Origin of the sequence: Streptomyces sp. NBC_01214 (assembly GCF_026340975.1) — a bacterium.
In the GTDB taxonomy this organism is placed as follows: Bacteria; Actinomycetota; Actinomycetes; order Streptomycetales; family Streptomycetaceae; genus Streptomyces.
Genome location: NZ_JAPEOS010000002.1, coordinates 736,346 through 755,578, shown reverse-complemented (window position 1 = coordinate 755,578; position 19,233 = coordinate 736,346). Strand labels below are relative to the sequence as shown.

Sequence of the window (19,233 nt, the reverse complement as noted above, 5' to 3'; positions counted from 1 at the left end):
CGATATCAATCGAGTCGCGAAAATGACATCAAAATGCTGAGGTGTGCCGGGGACGCCCTGCTGCGGGCGGTGACACGCCCCGGCCGGTAGACCACCAGCCGGACCGTTCGACTTGCGGCTCGGCGCCTCCTTGAGACTCCGAGCCAAGCGTCCACCTGCTGATCGACTGCTGCTTCGTAGAAGGCGTCCGCGAGAGCGATGATGATCGAGTTGATGGCCGGCCCGTCGGTGAAGAAGTAGTCGGCCATCGCGTTGTGGGCGTCCTGGTTGTCTGCGACCGCCTCCGTAACGGCGGCTTGGAAGTCCGGTGACGTACTTCGGATCCTTCTTCGCACCCGTGCCGGCGGCGCCGATGCCCCTCAGCTGCCCGTCGCCCACGTGATGAGATGTCGACCGGGATCGCCTTGCTGTGCTCTCACGAGAATCGTCTAGCAGTGCCGATCACTTCGCCAGAACCAGCAGCCACCGTCCCACGGTTCAGCCGCTCACCGAAGTGCAGGCCCATCCACGTCCCAGCGCAATCCCAACATCCAGCACGCACGAGCGCGACGAACGCCGGCCACCCGCGACGCGTTGTGTACACATGGGACACTCGGTACCCTTGGGCGCATGACGCGGCCGCTGCCCATTGAGTCCATCCGCGATGTGCGTGCTCACCTCGCCGAGGTCGTGGAGCGCGCCGATCGCGACGACGTACCCACGGTGATCACGCGCCGGGGCAAGGAAGTCGCCGCCGTCGTCTCCATCGAGGTACTGCGCAAGTACCAGGAATGGGAAGAGCGCGAGATCAATCGGATCATCGACGAGCGCATGGCCAACCCAGCACCCGGCATCCCGATCGAGGACATCATGAGGGAGACGCTGGCGCGCAGTGAGTGAGTACCGAACCGTCTTCCGCCCAGAGGCGCAGGCCGAACTTCGGAAGATCCCTCGCGATATGGCGCTGCGCATCCTGGCCAAGCTGACCGAGCTGGAGAGCGATCCCCTCGGTTTCGACACCATCGCACTCGTGTCACAGCCCGACCGCCGTCGCCTACGGGTCGGCGACTACCGCGTCGTCTACACGATCGACAACGGAGAGCTGGTGGTGTGGGTCGTGCACGTCGGACACCGCTCCACCGTCTACGACACCTGATGCCGGCTGACCCGGCGTCAGAATATCCAGCGCCCATCCAGCACGGTGACGAAGAAGGGGCCGACTCCCGGAGGAGTCGACCCCTTCTGAACTGCACGTTGCCGGATCAGCGACGTGGCGCTACGTGATGCGTCACACGTTGAAGCGGAACTCGACCACGTCGCCGTCCTGCATGACGTAGTCCTTGCCCTCCATGCGGGCCTTGCCCTTGGCGCGGGCCTCGGCTACCGAGCCGCAGTCGACCAGGTCCGCGAAGGAGATGACCTCGGCCTTGATGAAGCCGCGCTGGAAGTCGGTGTGGATCACGCCGGCCGCCTCGGGGGCCGTGGCGCCCTTCTTGATCGTCCAGGCGCGGGTTTCCTTCGGGCCGGCCGTCAGGTACGTCTGCAGGCCCAGCGTGTCGAAGCCGACGCGGCCGAGGGTGGCGAGGCCGGGCTCGTCCTGGCCGACCGACTGGAGGAGCTCCAGGGCCTCCTCGTCGTCCAGCTCGGAGAGGTCCTGCTCCAGCTTGGCGTTGAGGAAGATCGCCTCGGCCGGGGCGACGAGCGCGCTCTGCTCCGCCTTGAAGGCGTCGTCCGTCAGCTCGTCCTCGTCCACGTTGAAGACGTAGAGGAAGGGCTTCGTCGTGAGCAGGTGGAGCTCGTGGAGGAGGTCGCCCTGCTCCGTGCCCTTGGTGATGCCCTTGGAGAAGAGCGTGTCGCCCGCTTCGAGGATCTTCTTGGCCTCGACGACGGCCGCGAGGACCGCGACCTTCTCCTTCTGGAGGCGGGACTCCTTCGTCAGGCGCGGTTCGGCCTTCTCGATCGACTGCAGGTCGGCGAGGATCAGCTCGGTGTTGATCGTCTCGATGTCGTCCTTCGGCGAGACCTTGCCGTCGACGTGGACGACGTTCTCGTCCTTGAAGGCGCGGATGACCTGGCAGATGGCGTCCGACTCGCGGATGTTCGCCAGGAACTTGTTGCCCAGGCCCTCACCCTCCGAGGCGCCGCGCACGATGCCCGCGATGTCGACGAAGTCGACCGTCGCCGGGAGGACGCGCTGCGATCCGAAGATGCCCGCGAGGACGGCCAGACGCTGGTCCGGGACACCGACGACGCCGACGTTCGGCTCGATGGTGGCGAACGGGTAGTTGGCCGCCAGCACGTCGTTCTTGGTCAGGGCGTTGAACAGGGTCGACTTGCCGACATTCGGCAGGCCGACGATTCCGATCGTGAGCGACACGTTGGCGACTTCCCGTAGCTGGAGGGGGCGGCGGCCCGGGAGTGGGCCACCGGACAGTTTACTTTCCGATGAGTGGCGGTGGATGTACGCGTGTCCGGGGCCCGATCCGACCCGCTCCCCGCCTACTTTGGTGGGGTGGAGCAATACAGGACGCGATCGGCCCCTCACCAGCAGCGACCGCCGGCCCAGCGCCAGGGGCCCCGGCCCGCCGCGGTGCCCGCCCAGGCCGGCGGCGGTCCGCGGCGTTCCGCGCTCGCGCGGCGGATGCCCCGGCCCCGGCTGACCGGGCTCGGCGGCGGGCTGTTCGCGTGCGCCGCCATGGTGCTGGTGGGCGGGATCTGCTGGCTGCTGTTCGGTTCCTCGCTGTTCGTCTACGGGCTGCTCTTCCTGCCCGTCGCGGCCGCCACCGCGCTCTGGGTACGGCCCGCCGACCTGATCACCGCACCGATCGGCGTGCCCATCGCCTTCGCCGCCGGAGTGTGGCCCATCTCGGGCGGCTCCGGCGGCATCGGCGGGCAGCTGATGGGGCTGGTGTCCGCGCTGTCCCTGCACGCCGGCTGGCTGTACGCCGGGACGCTGGTCGCCGCGCTGATCGCCGTCGTGCGCAAGGCCGTGCTGATCGGCAGGCGGCGGGTGCCCCGCCGCCTCACCCAGTGAACCGGCCCCCTACTTCTTCGCCGCCTTCACTGCCTTCACCGGCTTCGCCGCCTTCGCCGCCATCGCCGCTCCCACGATGCCCGCGTTGTTCTGCAGCGTCGCCGGGACGATCTCGGCCCGCACGCCCTCGATCAGCGGCAGGAACTTCTCCGGCTTGCGGCTGACCCCGCCACCGATGATGAAGAGGTCCGGGGAGAACAGCATCTCCACGTGCTGGAGGTACCTCTGCACGCGGTGCGCCCAGCGCTCCCACGTGAGGTCGTGGTCCTCCTTCGCCTTCACCGACGCCCGCGTCTCCGCGTCGTGGCCCTTCAGCTCCAGGTGTCCGAGCTCCGAGTTCGCAACCAGCCGCCCGTCCGTGAACAGGGCGCTCCCGATGCCCGTCCCCAGGGTGAGCAGGAGGACGGTGCCCTGCCGCCCGCGCCCGGCCCCGTACGTCATCTCGGCGACGCCCGCCGCGTCCGCGTCGTTCAGCACCGTGACCGGCATGCCGCCCAGCTCGCGCGCGATCAGCGACGCCGCGTCGACGCCGATCCAGGACTTGTCCATGTTGGCCGCCGATCGGATGACGCCGCCCGTGACCACGCCCGGGAAGGTGACCCCGAGCGGCCCGTCCCACTCGAAGTGGCGCACCACCTCGCCGACGCAGCCGGCCACCCCCTCGGGGGTGGCCGGCTGCGGTGTCAGTACTTTGTGGCGCTCCTGAACCAGGTCGCCGCGCTCCAGGTCCACGGGAGCGCCCTTGATCCCGGTTCCGCCGATGTCCACGCCGAAGATCTGCATGGACATACCGTACGAAAGGAGTTACTTGTCGGCGACCAGTTCGGCGGCCTCGGCTCGCAGGTCGCGGCGGAGTTCCTTCGGCAGCGAGAAGACGATCGACTCCTCGGCGGTCTTGACGATCTCCACGTCCGCGTAGCCGCGCACCGTCAGCCACTCCAGGACCTCTTCGACCAGGACCTCCGGCACCGAGGCGCCCGAGGTGAGGCCGACCGTGGTGACGCCCTCCAGCCAGGCCTCGTCGATCTCACTGGCGAAGTCGACCAGGTACGCGGCCTTGGCGCCGGCGTCCTTGGCGACCTCGACGAGCCGGATCGAGTTCGAGGAGTTCTTCGAACCGACCACGATGACCAGGTCGGAGTCGGCGCCCATCACCTTGACGGCGGCCTGCCGGTTCGAGGTGGCGTAGCAGATGTCGTCGCTCGGCGGCGAGACCAGCAGCGGGAACTTGGTCTTCAGCGCGTCGACCGTCTCCATCGTCTCGTCGACCGAGAGGGTGGTCTGGGAGAGCCAGACGACCTTGGACTCGTCACGGACGGTGACCTTGTCCACGTCGTGCGGGCCGTCGACGATCGTGATGTGGTCCGGGGCCTCGCCGGAGGTGCCGATGACCTCCTCGTGGCCCTCGTGGCCGATGAGGAGGATGTCGAAGTCCTCGTTCGCGTACCGGATGGCTTCCTTGTGCACCTTGGTGACCAGCGGGCAGGTCGCGTCGATCGTCGCGAGCTTGCCGCGCGCGGCCTCCTCGTGCACCACCGGCGCCACGCCGTGCGCGGAGAACATCACGATGGAGCCCTCGGGCACCTCCTCCGTCCGCTCGACAAAGATGGCCCCCTTCTTCTCCAGGGTCTGGACGACGTACTTGTTGTGCACGATCTCGTGGCGGACGTACACCGGCGCACCGTACTGCTCAAGGGCTTTCTCGACGGCGATCACGGCTCGGTCCACGCCCGCGCAGTAGCCGCGGGGCGCGGCGAGCAGGACACGGCGGGAAGCAGGAGCGGGGGCGGGAGCAGTCATGTGCTCCATCGTACGGGGGTCTCCAGGAGGCCGGGCGTCCCCCGTACGGCACACACTGACCCGAAAGCCCTTACCGCGCACACCGCGCGCACCTGCACCTACCCCGGAGGACGGATGGCTTCCGTTACGGATCCCAGCGCGGCGGCGCCCACGGCGCTGCGGCGGAGCCTCGGCTTCCGGGATCTGGTCGTCTACGGCCTGCTGTTCATCGCCCCCATGGCCCCGGTCGGGGTCTTCGGCACGCTCGACGCTAAGTCGCACGGCGCCGTCGCCCTCGTCTACCTCTGCGCGACCGTCGCGATGGCCTTCACGGCCTTCAGCTACGCGCAGATGGTGCGGGTCGCCCCGCAGGCCGGGTCGGTCTTCACGTACGCCCGGAAGGGTCTGGGCGAGGGTGCGGGGCTGATCGCCGGGTGGATGGCGATGCTCGACTACCTGCTGATCCCGGCGGTCGCGTACCTCTTCTCGGGGATCGCGATGAACGCGCTGGTCCCGGAGGTCTCCCGGTGGGTGTGGACGGCCCTGGCCGTGGTGATCACCACCCTGCTGAACCTGTGGGGCGTACGGGCGGCCGCCCGCGTGGGTTTCGCCGTGCTGGCCATGGAGCTCGTGGTCCTGCTCGTCTTCGTGGTCGCCGCGGTGACCGTGCTGGTCCAGGGCGGGGCGCGGCGCGGCTGGCTGTCCCCGCTGACCGGCGACGGCTCGCTCGGCTTCAGCACGGCGGCGGTGCTTGGCGCGGTGTCGATCGCGGTCCTGTCCTACCTCGGCTTCGACGCCATCGCCTCCTTCGCCGAGGAGGTGACGGGCGGATCGGAGCGGGTGGCGCGGGCGGTGCTGTGCTGCCTGGCGCTGGCCGGGGCGCTGTTCCTCGCCCAGAGCTATCTGGCGGCGCTGCTCGTGCCCGTGTCCGCGGCGGAGCTGGCGGCCGAGCCGGCGCTGCAGGGACCGGCCTTCTACGACGCGGTGGAGTCCGCGGTCGGCTCCTGGCTGCACGACCTGGTGGCGGTCAGCAAGGCGATCGGGGCGGCCTTCGCGGCGCTGGCCGGACAGGCGGCGGCCGGCCGGCTGGTGTTCGCGATGGCCCGGGAGCGGCGGCTGCCGCGGATGCTCGCCCGGACCTCGGAGGGCACCCCGCGGCCCGCGTTGCTGGTGGCGGCGGCCATCACGCTGGTCGCGGCCGTGTGGGCGGCCCGGCGGGACGACGGGCTCGACCAGCTGGTGTCGGTCGTGGACGTCGGGGCGCTGGTGGCCTTCACCCTGCTGCACGCCTCCGTGGTGGGCTGGTTCGTGGTCAAGGGGCGCGGGGGCCCGCCGAACTGGTGGAAGCACCTGGTGATGCCGGTGCTGGGCGCGGCCGTGACCATCGCGGTGATCTTCGCGGCCTCTTGGACGGCGCAAGGGGTGGGGGCGGTGTGGCTGGCGATCGGCCTGGGCGTACTGCTCGTCCAGCGCGGCCGCCGGGAGGCGCCCCACGACACCGGCGCCGGAGCCTGACGCACTGTCGGCGGCGCCGGATAGCCTGCGTGCATGGGTCTGAATACGTCGGCCGAGGCGCCGCTGCCGGTAGGCCAGGTGTCCCGGCTCATCGGGGGCTGGATCGAGCGGCTCGGCCAGGTGTGGGTGGAGGGGCAGATCACGCAGCTCTCGCGGCGGCCGGGAGCGGGGGTGGTCTTCCTGACGCTGCGCGACCCCTCGCACGACATCTCCGTCAGCGTGACCTGCTTCCGCCAGGTCTTCGACGAGGTCGCGGACGTGGTCTCCGAGGGTGCCCGGGTCGTGCTGCTGGCCAAGCCCGAGTGGTACGCCCCGCGCGGGCAGCTGTCCCTGCGGGCCACGGAGATACGGCCGGTCGGCATCGGAGAGCTCCTCGCCCGGCTGGAGCGCCTCAAGCGGTCCCTGGCCTCCGAGGGGCTCTTCGCGCTGGAGCGCAAGAAGCCGCTGCCCTTCCTGCCGCAGCTGATCGGGCTGGTGGTCGGGCGGGCCTCGGCGGCCGAGCGCGACGTCCTGGAGAACGCCCGGCGCCGCTGGCCGGCGGTCCGCTTCGAGGTGCGCAACGTAGCCGTCCAGGGGGTGCACGCGGTGCCCCAGGTGGTCCAGGCGGTCAAGGAGCTCGACGCCCTGGACGAGGTCGACGTGATCATCGTCGCGCGGGGCGGCGGCAGCGTGGAGGACCTGCTGCCGTTCTCCGACGAGGAGGTGGTGCGGACGGTCGGGGCGGCCCGCACCCCGGTGGTCTCGGCGATCGGCCACGAGCCGGACTCCCCGCTGCTGGACCTGGTCGCGGACGTACGGGCCTCCACGCCCACGGACGCGGCGAAGAAGGTGGTGCCGGACGTCGGCGAGGAGCTGGAGCGCGTACGCCAGCTACAGGCCCGGGGGCTGCGCGCGGTCAGCGGGCTGCTCGACCGGGAGGAGCGGGGTCTCGCGCACGCCCTGGCCCGGCCGGTCTTCGTCCACCCCCAGCGGATGGTGGAGATCCGCGAGGACGAGCTGGACGCCCTGCTGGCCCGGGCCCGGCGCACGCTGGGGCACTTGCTGGACCGGGCCGACTCGGAACTGGCGCACACCCTCGCCCGGGTGGTGGCGCTGTCCCCGGCGGCGACCCTGGAACGGGGGTACGCCGTGCTCCAGCGGGCCGACGGCCATGTGGTGCGCTCGCCGCAGGAGGTGGCTCCCCACGACGTGCTGCGCGCGCGGGTGGCGGAGGGCACGTTCTCCGTGGAGGTCTCCTCGCCGCACGCCCCCGAGGCTCCTGAGGCTCCTGAGGCTCCTGAGGACGCAACGGTCGCTTCGGAATAGCGACACACGGCCGCAATCGCGCGGTCGCACGACACGCAGAGGATGGATACGGGAATGACAGAGGCCGGAACGGCGCTGGGGTACGAGCAGGCCCGCGACGAGCTCATCGAGGTCGTCCGCAAGCTGGAGGCCGGCGGGACCTCGTTGGAGGACTCCCTGGCGCTCTGGGAGCGCGGCGAGGAGCTGGCGAAGGTGTGCCGGCACTGGCTGGAGGGGGCCCGGGCCCGGCTGGACTCGGCGCTGGCGGCGCGCGAGCCGGCCGAGGAGGAGTGACCGGGGAGGAGTGACCGGGGAGGAGTGGCCGGGGGGACCGGCCGGAGAGTGATCCCGATCACCCGGACGCGGATTTAGTTGAAATTTCATCTAACTCCGCCGTAGAGTCTGGGACATCGCTTCACCTCCGTATGGAAGAAGGCTTTCCGATGTCTCTCGTTCTTGACTCCGCCGCGCAGGACCTGCTGTTCCGCGAGGCCCGCACGGCCAACTCGTTCACCGACGAGCCGGTCACCGAGGAGCAGGTCCAGGCGATATACGACCTGGTGAAGTTCGGCCCCACCGCCTTCAACCAGACCCCGCTGCGCATCACCCTGGTCCGCTCCCCCGAGGCCCGCGAGCGCCTCGTGCAGCACATGGCCAAGGGCAACGACGCCAAGACCGCCACCGCCCCGCTGGTCGCGATCCTCTCCGCGGACAACGAGTTCCACGAGGAGCTCCCGCAGCTGCTGCCGCACTTCCCGCAGGCCAAGGACGCGTTCTTCTCCGAGCGCCCGGTCCGCGAGCAGTCCGCGCTGCTGAACTCCGCGCTGCAGGCCGCCTACTTCATCATCGGCATCCGCGCCGCCGGCCTGGCCGCGGGCCCGATGACCGGCGCCGACTTCGCCGGCATCCAGAAGGAGTTCCTGGACGCCGACCACACCCCGATCATGGTCATCAACATCGGCAGGCCGGCCGCCGAGGGCGCCTGGTTCGACCGCTCCCCGCGCCTGGGCTTCGACGAGGTCATCACCACCGTCTGACCGGCGCCGCCGCAGCAGCACGCACAGAAGGGCCGTGCGCCCCGGGATCCCGGGGCGCACGGCCCTTCTCGCGCACACGTGCCGCGCAGGTGCGCGAGGGGCTCCTCGCCCCGCGCGCCCGACTCGCCCACGCGCCCTACTTGCCCTACTTGCCCTGCTTGAACTCCAGCGCGGCCGCGAGCGCACCGAGCTGCTCGAAGGAGGCGGTGCCGGTCACCACCGTGACGTAGCCCTGCTCCTGCCGCACGAGGGCGTCGTACTTCTCGCCGTCCCAGCGCTCCCAGCTCAGGTCGCCGACCTGCTGCGTCTGCCCGGTGGCCGTCGCGTGCTGGGTGACCTTGGCGAGGTACTTCGCCGAGGTGTCCGTGGACTGCTCCACCGCCGCGTACTGGCGCTCCGGGTCGAGGAAGCCCAGGTGCCAGGCGCTGGCGTTCTTGCGCTCGTACGTCACCGAGGTCGCCCGCCACTGCTCCGGGAGCCCCACGGGGGCCGCCACCGGATACGGGGCCGCGCGCCGGGCCGTCAGGGTTTCCACCCGGTAGTCGACCGTCCGCGTCGGGTCGGCCTCCTCGTCATGCGGGACGAAGAGGTAGATCCCGGCGACGACGATGCCGATCACCCCCAGCGACCGGACCATGTCCCAGACCGTCTGCTTGCCTTTCATACCTGCCACGGGACCCATCGTCCCGCATCGCGGGCCGGCGATCACCGCCGGGGTCGCGGTGCGGCGCGCGTCGGCGGACCCTGGAGAGTCCCGGAAAGTACAAGAAGGTCCCGGAAGGCCCGGGAAGTCCTGGAGGACCGCAAGACGTCCGCTCAGGACAATCGACTGACCGATATGCCGCTCATACGTGACCCGCCCTGCTCAATATGTCGACGTACCGATAGAGTTCCAGCACCCTCACTTCCCGGCCGTCGCCGTACAGAAAGGTGCGCTCCGATGACCGAGCACAACCTGCCGCCCCAGCTCGAAGTCTCTCCGGAGGCCCCCGACCGCAACCTCGCACTGGAACTCGTACGGGTCACCGAGGCCGCGGCCATGGCCGCGGGCCGGTGGGTCGGACGCGGCGACAAGATCGGCGCGGACGCCGCCGCGGTCAACGCGATGCGCACCCTGATCTCCACCGTCTCGATGAACGGCGTCGTCGTCATCGGCGAGGGGGAGAAGGACGAGGCCCCCATGCTCTTCAACGGCGAGCGGGTCGGCGACGGCACGGGCGCCGAGGTCGACATCGCGGTCGACCCGATCGACGGCACCACCCTGAACGCCAAGGGCATGCCGAACGCCATCGCCGTCCTGGCCGCCGCCGACCGCGGCACCATGTTCGACCCGTCCGCGGTCTTCTACATGGACAAGCTGGTCACCGGCCCCGAGGCCGCCGACTTCGTCGACATCAACGCCCCCGTCTCGGTCAACATCCGCCGCGTCGCCAAGGCCAAGAACATGGCCGTCGAGGACGTCACCGTCGTCATCCTGGACCGCCCCCGTCACGAGGGCATCGTCAAGGAGATCCGCGAGACCGGCGCCCGGATCAAGTTCATCTCCGACGGCGACGTCGCGGGCTCGGTCATGGCGGTGCGCGAGGGCACCGGCGTGGACCTGCTCCTCGGCATCGGCGGCACCCCCGAGGGCATCATCTCGGCGTGCGCCATAAAGTGCCTCGGCGGCACCATCCAGGGCAAGCTGTGGCCGAAGGACGACGCCGAGCGCCAGCGCGCGCTGGACGCCGGTCACGACCTGGACCGCGTCCTGTCCACGAACGACCTGGTGTCCGGCGAGAACGTCTTCTTCGTCGCCACCGGCATCACCGACGGCGAGCTGCTGCGCGGCGTGCACTACCGCTCGGAGACCGCGACGACGTCCTCGCTGGTCATGCGCTCGAAGTCGGGCACGATCCGACGGATCGACTCCACGCACCGTCTGTCGAAGCTGCGCGCGTACAGCGCGATCGACTTCGACCGCGCGCACTAGTCACCGGCGTGAGGAAGCGAGAGGGGCGGTCACCGCGTGCGGCGGGACCGCCCCTCTCGCACACCCACGTCCGGCGTCCGGTGTCCGATGTCCGGCGTCCTGGCGGTCGATCACGCGCGACCCGCGACCCGCGACCGGCGACCCGCGACCGGCTCAGCCCGCCGCGGCGATCGGCCCGGCCCCCGGGGCCTGGCGCAGCTCGGCGGCCCTGCGCCGCATCCGCGCCAGCACCACGCGGCGCTCGGCCGCGGTGAGCCCGCCCCACACCCCGTACGGCTCGGGCTGGAGCAGTGCGTGCTCCCGGCAGGCGACCATCACCGGGCAGCGGGCGCAGACGCGCTTGGCGGCCTCCTCGCGGGAGAGCCGGGCCGCGGTCGGCTCCTTGGACGGCGCGAAGAAGAGCCCCGCCTCGTCGCGGCGGCACACCGCCTCCGCATGCCATGGGCCGTCCTCCGCCCTCGCCGGCACCCGCGGCTTCGGCACGGCTGCCGCACGCCCCGGAAAACTCTGGACGGCGGCTACCTGCAAGGACTGATGCGGCGGATGCGGCACGGTCTACTCCTGACGACGTATACGTGAGCGAGAGACGACGCACCTGTCCCTACCCGCTGTACGCGCCCCTATGCACCGTGCGCCACGGGCCGCCGGGGGTTCGTCCGAAACGAGACCCCGCCGGCGACCGTCACGCCGCGGGTGCGGCCCAGTCGGGATCCCGCCCGAGGAGGGCCAGCAAGCGGGCGGCCGCGCCGTCGTCCGCGCCGGGCGCGAGGGAGCGGACCGGGCCGTAGGCGAAGCCGCGCAGGGGCTCGACGAGGACGTCGGCGGCCGGGCGCAGGGCGGCGGCCAGCGCGTCGGTCAGGCCCGGCGGGCGGCCCGTGGCGACGGCGATGTCCCAGGCGTGCACGGCGGCGTCGAGGGCGGCCGCGCCGACGGCCGTCTCGGCCGGTACGGAGAAGGGCGGCAGCGGCACGGCCACCTCCACGTCGCCGGGGGCGACCCCGGCGAAGGCCGCGGCCGCGGCCGCGAGCGCCGGGTCCAGCAGGCCCGCCGACGTGCCGGCCAGGGCTCCGGAGGGCGCGAAGGGGTCCTCGGTGGGGCCGGGCCCGCCGGTCAGGCGGGCGGCGTAGGCCAGCTGGTCGCCCGCGGCGTGCTGGAGGACCTGGGTCACGTTCCACTGCGCGCAGGGGGTCGGACGGTCCCAGCCGTCGGCGGGTACCCCCAGGGCGGCCTCGCGCAGCGTCGCGTACGCCTGGTCGAGCAGTTCCCACTCGGTCGTCGTCATGGTCCGGACCCTAGGCCGTGCGCGGGCGGACCGTCGGCCGAATTTCGTCGGATCCGCGGCCCCGTCAGGCCCTGCGACCTCAGCCGTCCAGGCGCTTGCGCAGCTTGCGGGCCAGGTCCACCAGTCGGGCACCGAGCTTGGGCCGCGCCTCGATGTTGCCCAGCAGGGCGAAGCCCCTCACGATCACCACCGGCGCCTGCGGATCGGTCTCGCCGCGACCCTCGCCGCGCACGTCGAAGTTGCCGAGGACCCCGCTGCCGTAGCCGCGCAGGGTGACGTTCTCCGGGACCAGGACCTCGACGTTGCCGAGGACACAGGTCACGTTGATCTCGGTGACCTGCTGTTCGAAGACCGCCTCGGTGAGGTCGATGTTGATGTCGCCCATGACCGAGATCGCGCGGGTGTGCGCGCCCGGCCGCCAGCGGCCCTTGCGGGCGGAGCTGCTGCACACGGCCACTATGGTCTCGGCGGGGCCGCCCGGGGCGGTCGCGGGGGCCGCGTAGGCGGGCGGGGCATGGACGCCGCCGGGCGCGGGCAGGTCCCGTACGAGCGCTTCCAGCTCGCCGACGGTCTTGACCGCGTAGAGCGTGTCCAGGCGGTCGGAATGCTCCTCGGCCGTCAGCCGGCCTTCGGCGAGGGCGTCGCCGAGGATCTGCGCGATCCGGTCCCGGTCCGCGTCGGAGGCGCGCAGCTCGGTGGGGGCGGCGGTCGCGGGAGCGGGTGCGGGTGCGGCGGGGTGCTTTTCCAGGTCCACGACGCCCAGCATAGCCAGACACGATAGATCGCGATACTGCCGAGTGAGCCTTACCTCACAGACACGCCCCCGACGAGAGGTCCTACGCTGGTTAACCGCGCTGCCAATTGGTCGCCAGCGCCGTCTGCCGAGTGAGGAATGACTGCCGTCATGCCAGAGTTTGCGTACACCGACCTGCTGCCCCTGGGCGAGGACACCACCCCGTACCGGCTGGTGACCGCCGAGGGCGTGTCCACCTTCGAGGCGGACGGCCGTACGTTCCTCAAGGTGGAGCCGGAGGCGCTGCGCAAGCTCGCCGAAGAGGCCATCCACGACATCCAGCACTTCCTGCGCCCCGCGCACCTCGCGCAGCTGCGCCGCATCATCGACGACCCCGAGGCCTCCTCGAACGACAAGTTCGTCGCGCTCGACCTGCTCAAGAACGCGAACATCGCGGCGGCCGGCGTCCTGCCGATGTGCCAGGACACGGGCACGGCGATCGTCATGGGCAAGCGCGGCCAGAACGTCCTCACCGAGGGCGGTGACGAGGCGGCCCTCTCCCGCGGCATCTACGACGCCTACACCCGCCTGAACCTGCGCTACTCGCAGATGGCGCCCCTCACCATGTGGGAGGAGAAGAACACCGGCTCGAACCTGCCCGCGCAGATCGAGCTGTACGCGACCGACGGCGGCGCGTACAAGTTCCTCTTCATGGCCAAGGGCGGCGGCTCGGCCAACAAGTCCTTCCTCTACCAGGAGACCAAGGCGGTCCTCAACGAGGCCTCCATGATGAAGTTCCTGGAGGAGAAGATCCGCTCGCTCGGTACGGCGGCCTGCCCGCCCTACCACCTGGCGATCGTGGTCGGCGGCACCTCCGCCGAGCACGCGCTGAAGACCGCCAAGTACGCCTCGGCGCACTACCTGGACGAGCTGCCCCGCGAGGGCTCCCCGCTGGGCCACGGCTTCCGCGACGAGGCCCTGGAGCAGCAGGTCTTCGAGCTGACCCAGAAGATCGGCATCGGCGCGCAGTTCGGCGGCAAGTACTTCTGCCACGACGTCCGCGTCGTGCGCCTCCCCCGGCACGGCGCGTCCCTGCCGGTCGCCATCGCCGTGTCCTGCTCGGCGGACCGCCAGGCCACCGCGAAGATCACCGCCGAGGGCGTCTTCCTGGAGCAGCTGGAGCGGGACCCGGCGCGCTTCCTGCCGGAGACCACGGACGAGCACCTGAACGAGGCCTCGGACGTCGTCTCCATCGACCTGAACCAGCCGATGGACGACATCCTGGCGACGCTGACCGAGCACCCGGTCAAGACCCGGCTGTCGCTGACCGGCCCGCTGGTCGTGGCGCGCGACATCGCGCACGCCAAGATCAAAGAGCTGCTGGACTCGGGCGCCGAGATGCCCCAGTACCTGAAGGACCACCCGGTCTACTACGCCGGTCCCGCGAAGACCCCCGAGGGCTACGCGTCGGGCTCCTTCGGCCCGACCACGGCCGGCCGCATGGACTCCTACGTCGAGCAGTTCCAGGCGGCGGGCGGTTCCAAGGTCATGCTGGCCAAGGGCAACCGCTCCCAGCAGGTGACGGACGCGTGCGGCCGGCACGGCGGCTTCTACCTGGGCTCGATCGGCGGCCCGGCGGCGCGTTTGGCACAAGACTGCATCAAGAAGGTCGAGGTCCTGGAGTACGAGGAGCTCGGCATGGAGGCGGTCTGGAAGATCGAGGTCGAGGACTTCCCGGCCTTCATCGTGGTCGACGACAAGGGCAACGACTTCTTCCAAAACCCGGCCCCGGAGCCGACGTTCACCCACATCCCGGTCCGCGGTCCGGGCCTGTAGCACGACGGCCGGGGGGCCCGGGGCGTTGCGACGTCACCGGGCCCACGGCTCCCCCGAGGACCGGCTCCGACCCCAAGCCGTCCGACAGCCGGGGGAATTCGAATGTATAGGCTGCCGTGCAGGACGTGATCGACGCACGGCGGGGGAACGGCATGTTGACGTACCAGGAAGTGATGACCACCGACTACGGACGCCTCCTGACGGCCGCCGACAAATGGCAGTCGATGGCTGAGGAGCTCCGCAAGGTCGAAGGGCGCTATCGGGACAGCGTCCAGAAGGTCCACATGAGCGGCAACTGGCTCGGAGTCAGTGCGAGCGTCTCGTACACGAACTTCGCCGCGACCCAGTACGAGTACCAGGCCGCCCAGACCCAGGCGAAGGCGACCGCCACGCTGCTGCGCAACGCGCACCAGGAGCTGACCGAGCTCAAGAAGACCCTGGAGAACGCGCGCGCCGACGCCATCAAGGCGGGGATGAGCGTCTCGGGGACGGGTGAGGTGGCCTTCGACACCGCGAAGCTCAGCGCCGCCGAGAAGAACGCCATGCATCACGACCCGGACTACATGACGAGCGTGCGGACCGCCGAGCAGTCCTGGCGCGACTACATCAAGGAGTGCGTCAAGGCGGTCGACGAGGCCGACCAGGACCTGCGCAAGGACCTGGAGGCGGTCGTCAAGGACGGCCAGGGCGGCAAGGGCGACGGCACGCTGGGCACCGGCTTCAACGGGCAGGCCGGGGAGGTCGCGAAGGCCGACGACGCCCAGAAGCAAGAGCGCATGGACCTCGCCTGGTTGAAGAAGCGGGACAACGAGACCCTCGACGACTACATCGAGCGGCTCCAGAAGGAGGGCGTGACCCGCCTCACGGGCAACCCGAAGCTGGCGGAACTGGTCTCCAACGTCAGCAAGTCCACAGTGACGGCCGGTGCCTTCGCCGCCTCGCTGACGGCGGTCGGCATGAACTCCTTCAAGCTGGCCGGCTACTTCAAGGACCTGAAGGCCGGCGAGTTCCCGAGGGCCTTCAACGCACCGGGCACCCTGATGGAGCGGAACGTCAACGCGCGGCTGGCGGGCGCGGCCCCGGGCGGCCTGTTGAGCAAACTGCCCCCGGGCGTCGCCAGCGCACTCACCGGCTCCGACGAGGCGGCCATGTGGGGCGCCAAAATGAGGAACAGCCGCTTCTTCATCCCGGTGGCGTCCGAGGCGAACCTCATCACGGTCGCCCGGCAGGGCAGCCTGGCGAACGCCGCGAAGGCGGCCGGTGCGCTGCGCGGGCTGGGCGTGGTGGGCGGCGTCGCGTCCACCGCGTACGGCATAGCGAACCTGGCCACGTACGACACCGACATGATCAAGAAGGACCCGGCGAAGTTCGCCACCGACCTCACGGGTACGGCGTTCAGTGCTTCGATGACCGCGCTGACCATAGCCCCCACTCCGGTGACCGCCGCATTCGCCGTGGGAACCGGCGTCGCCTACGGCGCAGCGCTGATCTGGGACAACCACGAAGCCATCGGCAAGGGCCTGGAGAAGGTCGGAGACGGCATCGCCGACGGCGCCAGGAAGCTCGGCAGCGCGCTAAACCCGTTCGACTAGGAGGGCAGAGACATGCACACCCAGAGCACCCCGTTCCAGTTGCGAACGTGGCAGGGCGGCGAGAAGCGTCCGGTTCGCCGGGTCATTTGGGAGGGGGAGTCCCCGGAGTGGGGCGAGATCACGGTTGCCGCGCTGCCCCCCGTGCACGACAACGTCCGCGCCACCGAGGTCACCGGCGGCCACGTCCCGACGGTCGTCTTCGAGTCCCGCGGCATGCAGGTGACGATCACCGAACGTCCGACGCTCAACGGGCCGTCGCTGCGCGTCGGGGACGCCGTGGTGTACCTCAAGCGGAACCGATGGGGGGCCACGCACCGGGGCCGCGCCCTGCACATGAAGTTCGGCGGCGACAAGTACCGGCTCTGGGCGGTCAACAAGCGGGAGTACGTCCTCATGCGCGAGGCGGACAACGAGGACCGCGGGGTCACCATCAAGGTCAAGGAATCCGGCATCGCCAAGTGGAAGCGCATCGATGTGAGCGCGACGGGCCGCGCCCTCGGGTCCGACATCGCGCTCGCCCTCGTCTTCTCCGGGGTGGACCGGTCCGTACTCACCCGGCGAGGTGCCGTGCGCGCGGGCTTCTCGCGGATCTTCCACGTGGCGTTGGACTCCTCCATGGGGTGATCGCCGACCGACCGACCCGACGAACCGACCGATCGATGGAGCGAGTGAGCGTTGCCTTCCTATGACCTTTCCCGAGCCCGGTTCCGCCTGGCCGACGAGCACGTCTTCGTCCTCGTCCAGATGGCGGCCGGCGAGCCCCTGTCCGACGAGTTGCTCGCCGCGCGCGAGGAACTGCGGGCATGCGGGCTGATCGACGAGAACGGGCTGCTGGCCCATGTGCTGCTGCCCCTGCTCGACACGTTGATGGCTCCGACCGTGGTGATCTCGCTGGAAGCGGCCGGCCGGCAGGGCGAGTTGAACCACGGGCTGCTCATCGGGCAGGACCATGCCATCGCCCACCAGGCATGGCCGGGTGCGAGCGAGTCGGAGTACTCCTCAGTCGAGCCGAAGATGCTGGTGTGGGCGCTGGCGAACATGGTCAACCTGCAGCAAACGGGTCCCGAAGGCGGGGCGGTTCCCGCCGCGCACCCGGGTGCGGTGATCAAGACCCGGCTCGAGACGCTCGACGCGGGGCTCGCCGCCCTGGAAGGCCCCTCCGGCGCCGGGGCCCCGGGCTCCGAACGTGAGTACATCCGCAAGGCCCTGGCGCAGGACGAGGCTCTCGGCGAGGCCCAGGCGGGGCTGCTCGCCGACCTGATCGCCGAACTGCGGTCGAGTTGGCGGATGACCGCCGCGTGGCGGGGCCGCGAGGAGGGCCAGGACGGAGTGGCCGGGCGCGGCCTCGCGATCTGGGACTGCGGCCCGCTGGGGTACTGGCACCGGGAGCTGCCCGCGGAGCCGGTGGCCGCGAGCGCGCTGGGTCCGGACAGCGCCGTTCGGCTGGTCCGGGTGGCGCCGAAGAAGGTCTGGGACCTGATCGCGGAACTACTGCCCGAGGAAGCCGAGCTGCGGCACGTCTGAGCTCGGTGCACCGGGCGCGGTGCACAGGGCTCGCGCGATGGCCGGACGTACGATCGACAACGGATGAGGGGGAGGCCGAAACATGTCGCACGTGGACATGCGGTTGAACAGCACTGACGGTGGTGTCGCGGGGCCGGTGGCGCCCGGCGGGTCGGGGGGCTTCGGTTCCACTCCGGCCGAGAAGAAGGCTGCGGCGAACACGATCGAGACCGAGCTGGAGCCGAACACCAAGAAGGCCGCGGAGCACGCGGACGAGGCGACGAACAGCGCGATCACGGGTTTCGACGGGTGGGCCACCGCTGCGGGCCTGAAGAAGGTGTCGGACACCTGGGACGCGCAGGTCAAGAATCTGATGGGCCGGCTCTCGTCCGAGAAGACCGCACTGCGGGGCGCCTCGGGTCTCTTCGTGAGCAATGACGTCGGCCTCGGCAACCAGTTCCGGCCGATCGGCACCCAGTCGAAGCTGAACGGCCTCTAGGCCGCACCGCGGTCCGGGTCCCCAGCGCGACGGCCTGAGGGCCCCTCCCCCGTTCGGGGGAGGGGCCCTCAGGCATGTCCGCCCATCGGTAGATGGCAGGCCGGCGGGCTCCCGACGAGGCTGTTCCCGTAGTCGAACGGGTCACCTTTCACAGGGAGTTCACGATGAAGAACCGCAAGCGCGCCCTCGTCCTGGTCGGAACCGCCGCCGCTCTGGCGGCGACGCTGATCGCCGCGGCTCCGGCGCCGGCCGCGCCGACCGCCTCTGCCGCGCCGACCGCCTCTGCCGCACCGACCGCCCCGAAGCTCGCCTCGGTGCACGGCGGCGGGACGGTGGCCTACCCCTACGCTCCGAAGGAGCACGTCATCCGGTTCACCGTCGACGCCGACGCCGCCCCGTGGAGCAGGCCCTTCCCGGCCCGGGGCGGGGAGCAGGGCATGCCGGTCGACGCGCGCGGCAAGGTGACCGTCTACCACTCCAAGCCCGAAGAGAACTTCACCGCCGTCGCCGAGGCGGAGGTGGACTGCCTGGTCACCGGCGGCCGGACGGCCACGGTCACCGCCGTGGTCACGTCCTCGAACGTCGGCTGGGAGGGCAAGCGGATCGGGATCAGCGTCCAGGACGGGGAGCGCGGCGCGCCCGACCGGGTGGGCTTCTCGTGGGGCATCGCCAACGTCGACGTGCAGCCCGACGGCTCGGTGTCCGAGCCCCGCGTGGGCACGTGCATGGCCCCGGCCCCCTTCACCCAGGTCACCAAGGGTGGCTTCAAGGTCACCCCGGCGCCCTTGGCCCCGCGGCCGAAGCAGTAGTCACGGCGTCGGACCCGACAGGTACCGGGCCTCAACGGGGGTGGCCCGGTACCCCGCCTTCCGCGCGGCCACCAGCTCGGCGACCGTCAGCCCGTAGACCCGGCGCAACACGGCGATCGGCACCCCGCCGAAGCCGCCGACCGGCAGGTGGACCGTGCCCTCCCGCTCCACGATGCGGTCCCGGATCCACGGCGGCGGCACGCCCCGGCCGCGGTCGCACCACCGGACGTCGTACCGCGTGCACGCGGAGGACGACTCCCAGGACAGCTGCCCGTCCTCGACGGACTGCCGGTCCTCGTGGACGCACTCCTCGCAGGGCTCGCAGTGCAGGACGGCGTACATCTCCTGTTCCGGCATCCGGGCAGCATGCGGCACCGGG

General features: G+C 70.7%; 23 protein-coding genes. 14 read left to right on the top strand and 9 right to left on the bottom strand.

The window, feature by feature from the left end:
* Window positions 1-5 precede the first annotated feature (5 nt).
* Window positions 6-248, bottom strand: coding sequence for a hypothetical protein (locus tag OG594_RS28420; protein WP_266604491.1), 243 nt, complete (start codon window positions 246-248; stop codon window positions 6-8).
* Window positions 249-609: 361 nt separating this feature from the next.
* Between OG594_RS28420 and OG594_RS28415 the strand changes: the two genes are divergently transcribed.
* Both OG594_RS28415 and OG594_RS28410 read left to right on the top strand, forming a co-directional pair.
* Complete coding sequence (locus tag OG594_RS28415) at window positions 610-879, top strand: type II toxin-antitoxin system Phd/YefM family antitoxin (RefSeq protein WP_199892717.1); 270 nt, start codon at window positions 610-612, stop codon at window positions 877-879.
* Complete coding sequence (locus OG594_RS28410) at window positions 872-1,135, top strand: type II toxin-antitoxin system RelE/ParE family toxin (protein WP_266604486.1); 264 nt, start codon at window positions 872-874, stop codon at window positions 1,133-1,135. The genes OG594_RS28415 and OG594_RS28410 overlap by 8 nt, the downstream gene beginning before the upstream one ends.
* A 132-nt stretch (window positions 1,136-1,267) precedes the next feature.
* Here the strand turns inward: OG594_RS28410 and ychF are convergent, their stop codons facing one another.
* Window positions 1,268-2,356 (bottom strand): redox-regulated ATPase YchF, encoded by a 1,089-nt coding sequence (gene ychF / locus OG594_RS28405; RefSeq protein ID WP_266604484.1) that lies wholly within the window; start codon window positions 2,354-2,356, stop codon window positions 1,268-1,270.
* A gap of 264 nt (window positions 2,357-2,620) precedes the next feature.
* Between ychF and OG594_RS28400 the strand changes: the two genes are divergently transcribed.
* On the top strand, window positions 2,621-3,013 hold the full coding sequence (locus tag OG594_RS28400; RefSeq protein ID WP_266606607.1) for a DUF6542 domain-containing protein: 393 nt from the start codon (window positions 2,621-2,623) through the stop codon (window positions 3,011-3,013).
* A gap of 9 nt (window positions 3,014-3,022) precedes the next feature.
* On the opposite strand, the gene ppgK is transcribed toward OG594_RS28400, so the two are convergent.
* Together ppgK and OG594_RS28390 are read right to left on the bottom strand one after the other, a co-directional pair.
* Window positions 3,023-3,796, bottom strand: a complete 774-nt coding sequence (gene ppgK, locus OG594_RS28395) for a polyphosphate--glucose phosphotransferase (protein ID WP_323185337.1) — start codon at window positions 3,794-3,796, stop codon at window positions 3,023-3,025.
* Window positions 3,797-3,817: 21 nt separating this feature from the next.
* Window positions 3,818-4,813 (bottom strand): 4-hydroxy-3-methylbut-2-enyl diphosphate reductase, encoded by a 996-nt coding sequence (locus tag OG594_RS28390; RefSeq protein ID WP_189732877.1) that lies wholly within the window; start codon window positions 4,811-4,813, stop codon window positions 3,818-3,820.
* Window positions 4,814-4,927: 114 nt separating this feature from the next.
* On the opposite strand from OG594_RS28390, the gene OG594_RS28385 reads away from it, so the two are divergent.
* The 4 genes from OG594_RS28385 to OG594_RS28370 all read left to right on the top strand — a co-directional run bounded on the left by OG594_RS28385 (window position 4,928) and on the right by OG594_RS28370 (window position 8,628).
* On the top strand, window positions 4,928-6,307 hold the full coding sequence (locus OG594_RS28385; protein WP_266604474.1) for an APC family permease: 1,380 nt from the start codon (window positions 4,928-4,930) through the stop codon (window positions 6,305-6,307).
* Window positions 6,308-6,340: 33 nt separating this feature from the next.
* Entirely contained in the window at window positions 6,341-7,612 is a 1,272-nt protein-coding gene (gene xseA, locus OG594_RS28380) for an exodeoxyribonuclease VII large subunit (protein ID WP_266604472.1), read from the top strand.
* Between the two features lie 54 nt (window positions 7,613-7,666).
* Window positions 7,667-7,885: an exodeoxyribonuclease VII small subunit gene (locus OG594_RS28375; protein WP_030385819.1), complete on the top strand. Its 219-nt coding sequence runs from the start codon at window positions 7,667-7,669 to the stop codon at window positions 7,883-7,885.
* Between the two features lie 149 nt (window positions 7,886-8,034).
* Window positions 8,035-8,628, top strand: a complete 594-nt coding sequence (locus OG594_RS28370) for a malonic semialdehyde reductase (RefSeq protein ID WP_266604470.1) — start codon at window positions 8,035-8,037, stop codon at window positions 8,626-8,628.
* A gap of 145 nt (window positions 8,629-8,773) precedes the next feature.
* On the opposite strand, the gene OG594_RS28365 is transcribed toward OG594_RS28370, so the two are convergent.
* Window positions 8,774-9,292 carry a DUF4245 domain-containing protein gene (locus OG594_RS28365; protein WP_266606606.1) on the bottom strand — a complete coding sequence of 173 codons (519 nt, stop codon included), beginning with the start codon at window positions 9,290-9,292 and terminating at the stop codon, window positions 8,774-8,776.
* Between the two features lie 276 nt (window positions 9,293-9,568).
* On the opposite strand from OG594_RS28365, the gene glpX reads away from it, so the two are divergent.
* On the top strand, window positions 9,569-10,600 hold the full coding sequence (glpX, locus tag OG594_RS28360) for a class II fructose-bisphosphatase (protein WP_266604468.1): 1,032 nt from the start codon (window positions 9,569-9,571) through the stop codon (window positions 10,598-10,600).
* Between the two features lie 153 nt (window positions 10,601-10,753).
* Here the strand turns inward: glpX and OG594_RS28355 are convergent, their stop codons facing one another.
* The 3 genes from OG594_RS28355 to OG594_RS28345 form a co-directional block, all read right to left on the bottom strand.
* Window positions 10,754-11,128: a WhiB family transcriptional regulator gene (locus OG594_RS28355; RefSeq protein ID WP_078909204.1), complete on the bottom strand. Its 375-nt coding sequence runs from the start codon at window positions 11,126-11,128 to the stop codon at window positions 10,754-10,756.
* Window positions 11,129-11,282: 154 nt separating this feature from the next.
* Window positions 11,283-11,882, bottom strand: a complete 600-nt coding sequence (locus tag OG594_RS28350) for a TIGR03086 family metal-binding protein (protein WP_266604466.1) — start codon at window positions 11,880-11,882, stop codon at window positions 11,283-11,285.
* Window positions 11,883-11,961: 79 nt separating this feature from the next.
* Window positions 11,962-12,636 carry a DUF1707 domain-containing protein gene (locus tag OG594_RS28345; RefSeq protein WP_266604465.1) on the bottom strand — a complete coding sequence of 225 codons (675 nt, stop codon included), beginning with the start codon at window positions 12,634-12,636 and terminating at the stop codon, window positions 11,962-11,964.
* A 150-nt stretch (window positions 12,637-12,786) separates the two neighbouring features.
* On the opposite strand from OG594_RS28345, the gene OG594_RS28340 reads away from it, so the two are divergent.
* The 6 genes from OG594_RS28340 to OG594_RS28315 all read left to right on the top strand — a co-directional run bounded on the left by OG594_RS28340 (window position 12,787) and on the right by OG594_RS28315 (window position 18,854).
* Window positions 12,787-14,451, top strand: coding sequence for a fumarate hydratase (locus OG594_RS28340; protein WP_266604464.1), 1,665 nt, complete (start codon window positions 12,787-12,789; stop codon window positions 14,449-14,451).
* Between the two features lie 125 nt (window positions 14,452-14,576).
* On the top strand, window positions 14,577-16,043 hold the full coding sequence (locus tag OG594_RS28335) for a hypothetical protein (protein WP_266604463.1): 1,467 nt from the start codon (window positions 14,577-14,579) through the stop codon (window positions 16,041-16,043).
* 12 nt (window positions 16,044-16,055) lie between these two features.
* Window positions 16,056-16,667 carry a hypothetical protein gene (locus tag OG594_RS28330; protein ID WP_266604462.1) on the top strand — a complete coding sequence of 204 codons (612 nt, stop codon included), beginning with the start codon at window positions 16,056-16,058 and terminating at the stop codon, window positions 16,665-16,667.
* Between the two features lie 51 nt (window positions 16,668-16,718).
* Window positions 16,719-17,567 (top strand): histidine kinase, encoded by an 849-nt coding sequence (locus OG594_RS28325; RefSeq protein WP_266604461.1) that lies wholly within the window; start codon window positions 16,719-16,721, stop codon window positions 17,565-17,567.
* A gap of 82 nt (window positions 17,568-17,649) precedes the next feature.
* Complete coding sequence (locus tag OG594_RS28320; RefSeq protein ID WP_266604460.1) at window positions 17,650-18,045, top strand: hypothetical protein; 396 nt, start codon at window positions 17,650-17,652, stop codon at window positions 18,043-18,045.
* A 164-nt stretch (window positions 18,046-18,209) separates the two neighbouring features.
* Entirely contained in the window at window positions 18,210-18,854 is a 645-nt protein-coding gene (locus tag OG594_RS28315; RefSeq protein ID WP_266604459.1) for a hypothetical protein, read from the top strand.
* On the opposite strand, the gene OG594_RS28310 is transcribed toward OG594_RS28315, so the two are convergent.
* Window positions 18,855-19,211, bottom strand: coding sequence for a hypothetical protein (locus tag OG594_RS28310; RefSeq protein WP_266604458.1), 357 nt, complete (start codon window positions 19,209-19,211; stop codon window positions 18,855-18,857).
* Window positions 19,212-19,233 lie beyond the last annotated feature (22 nt).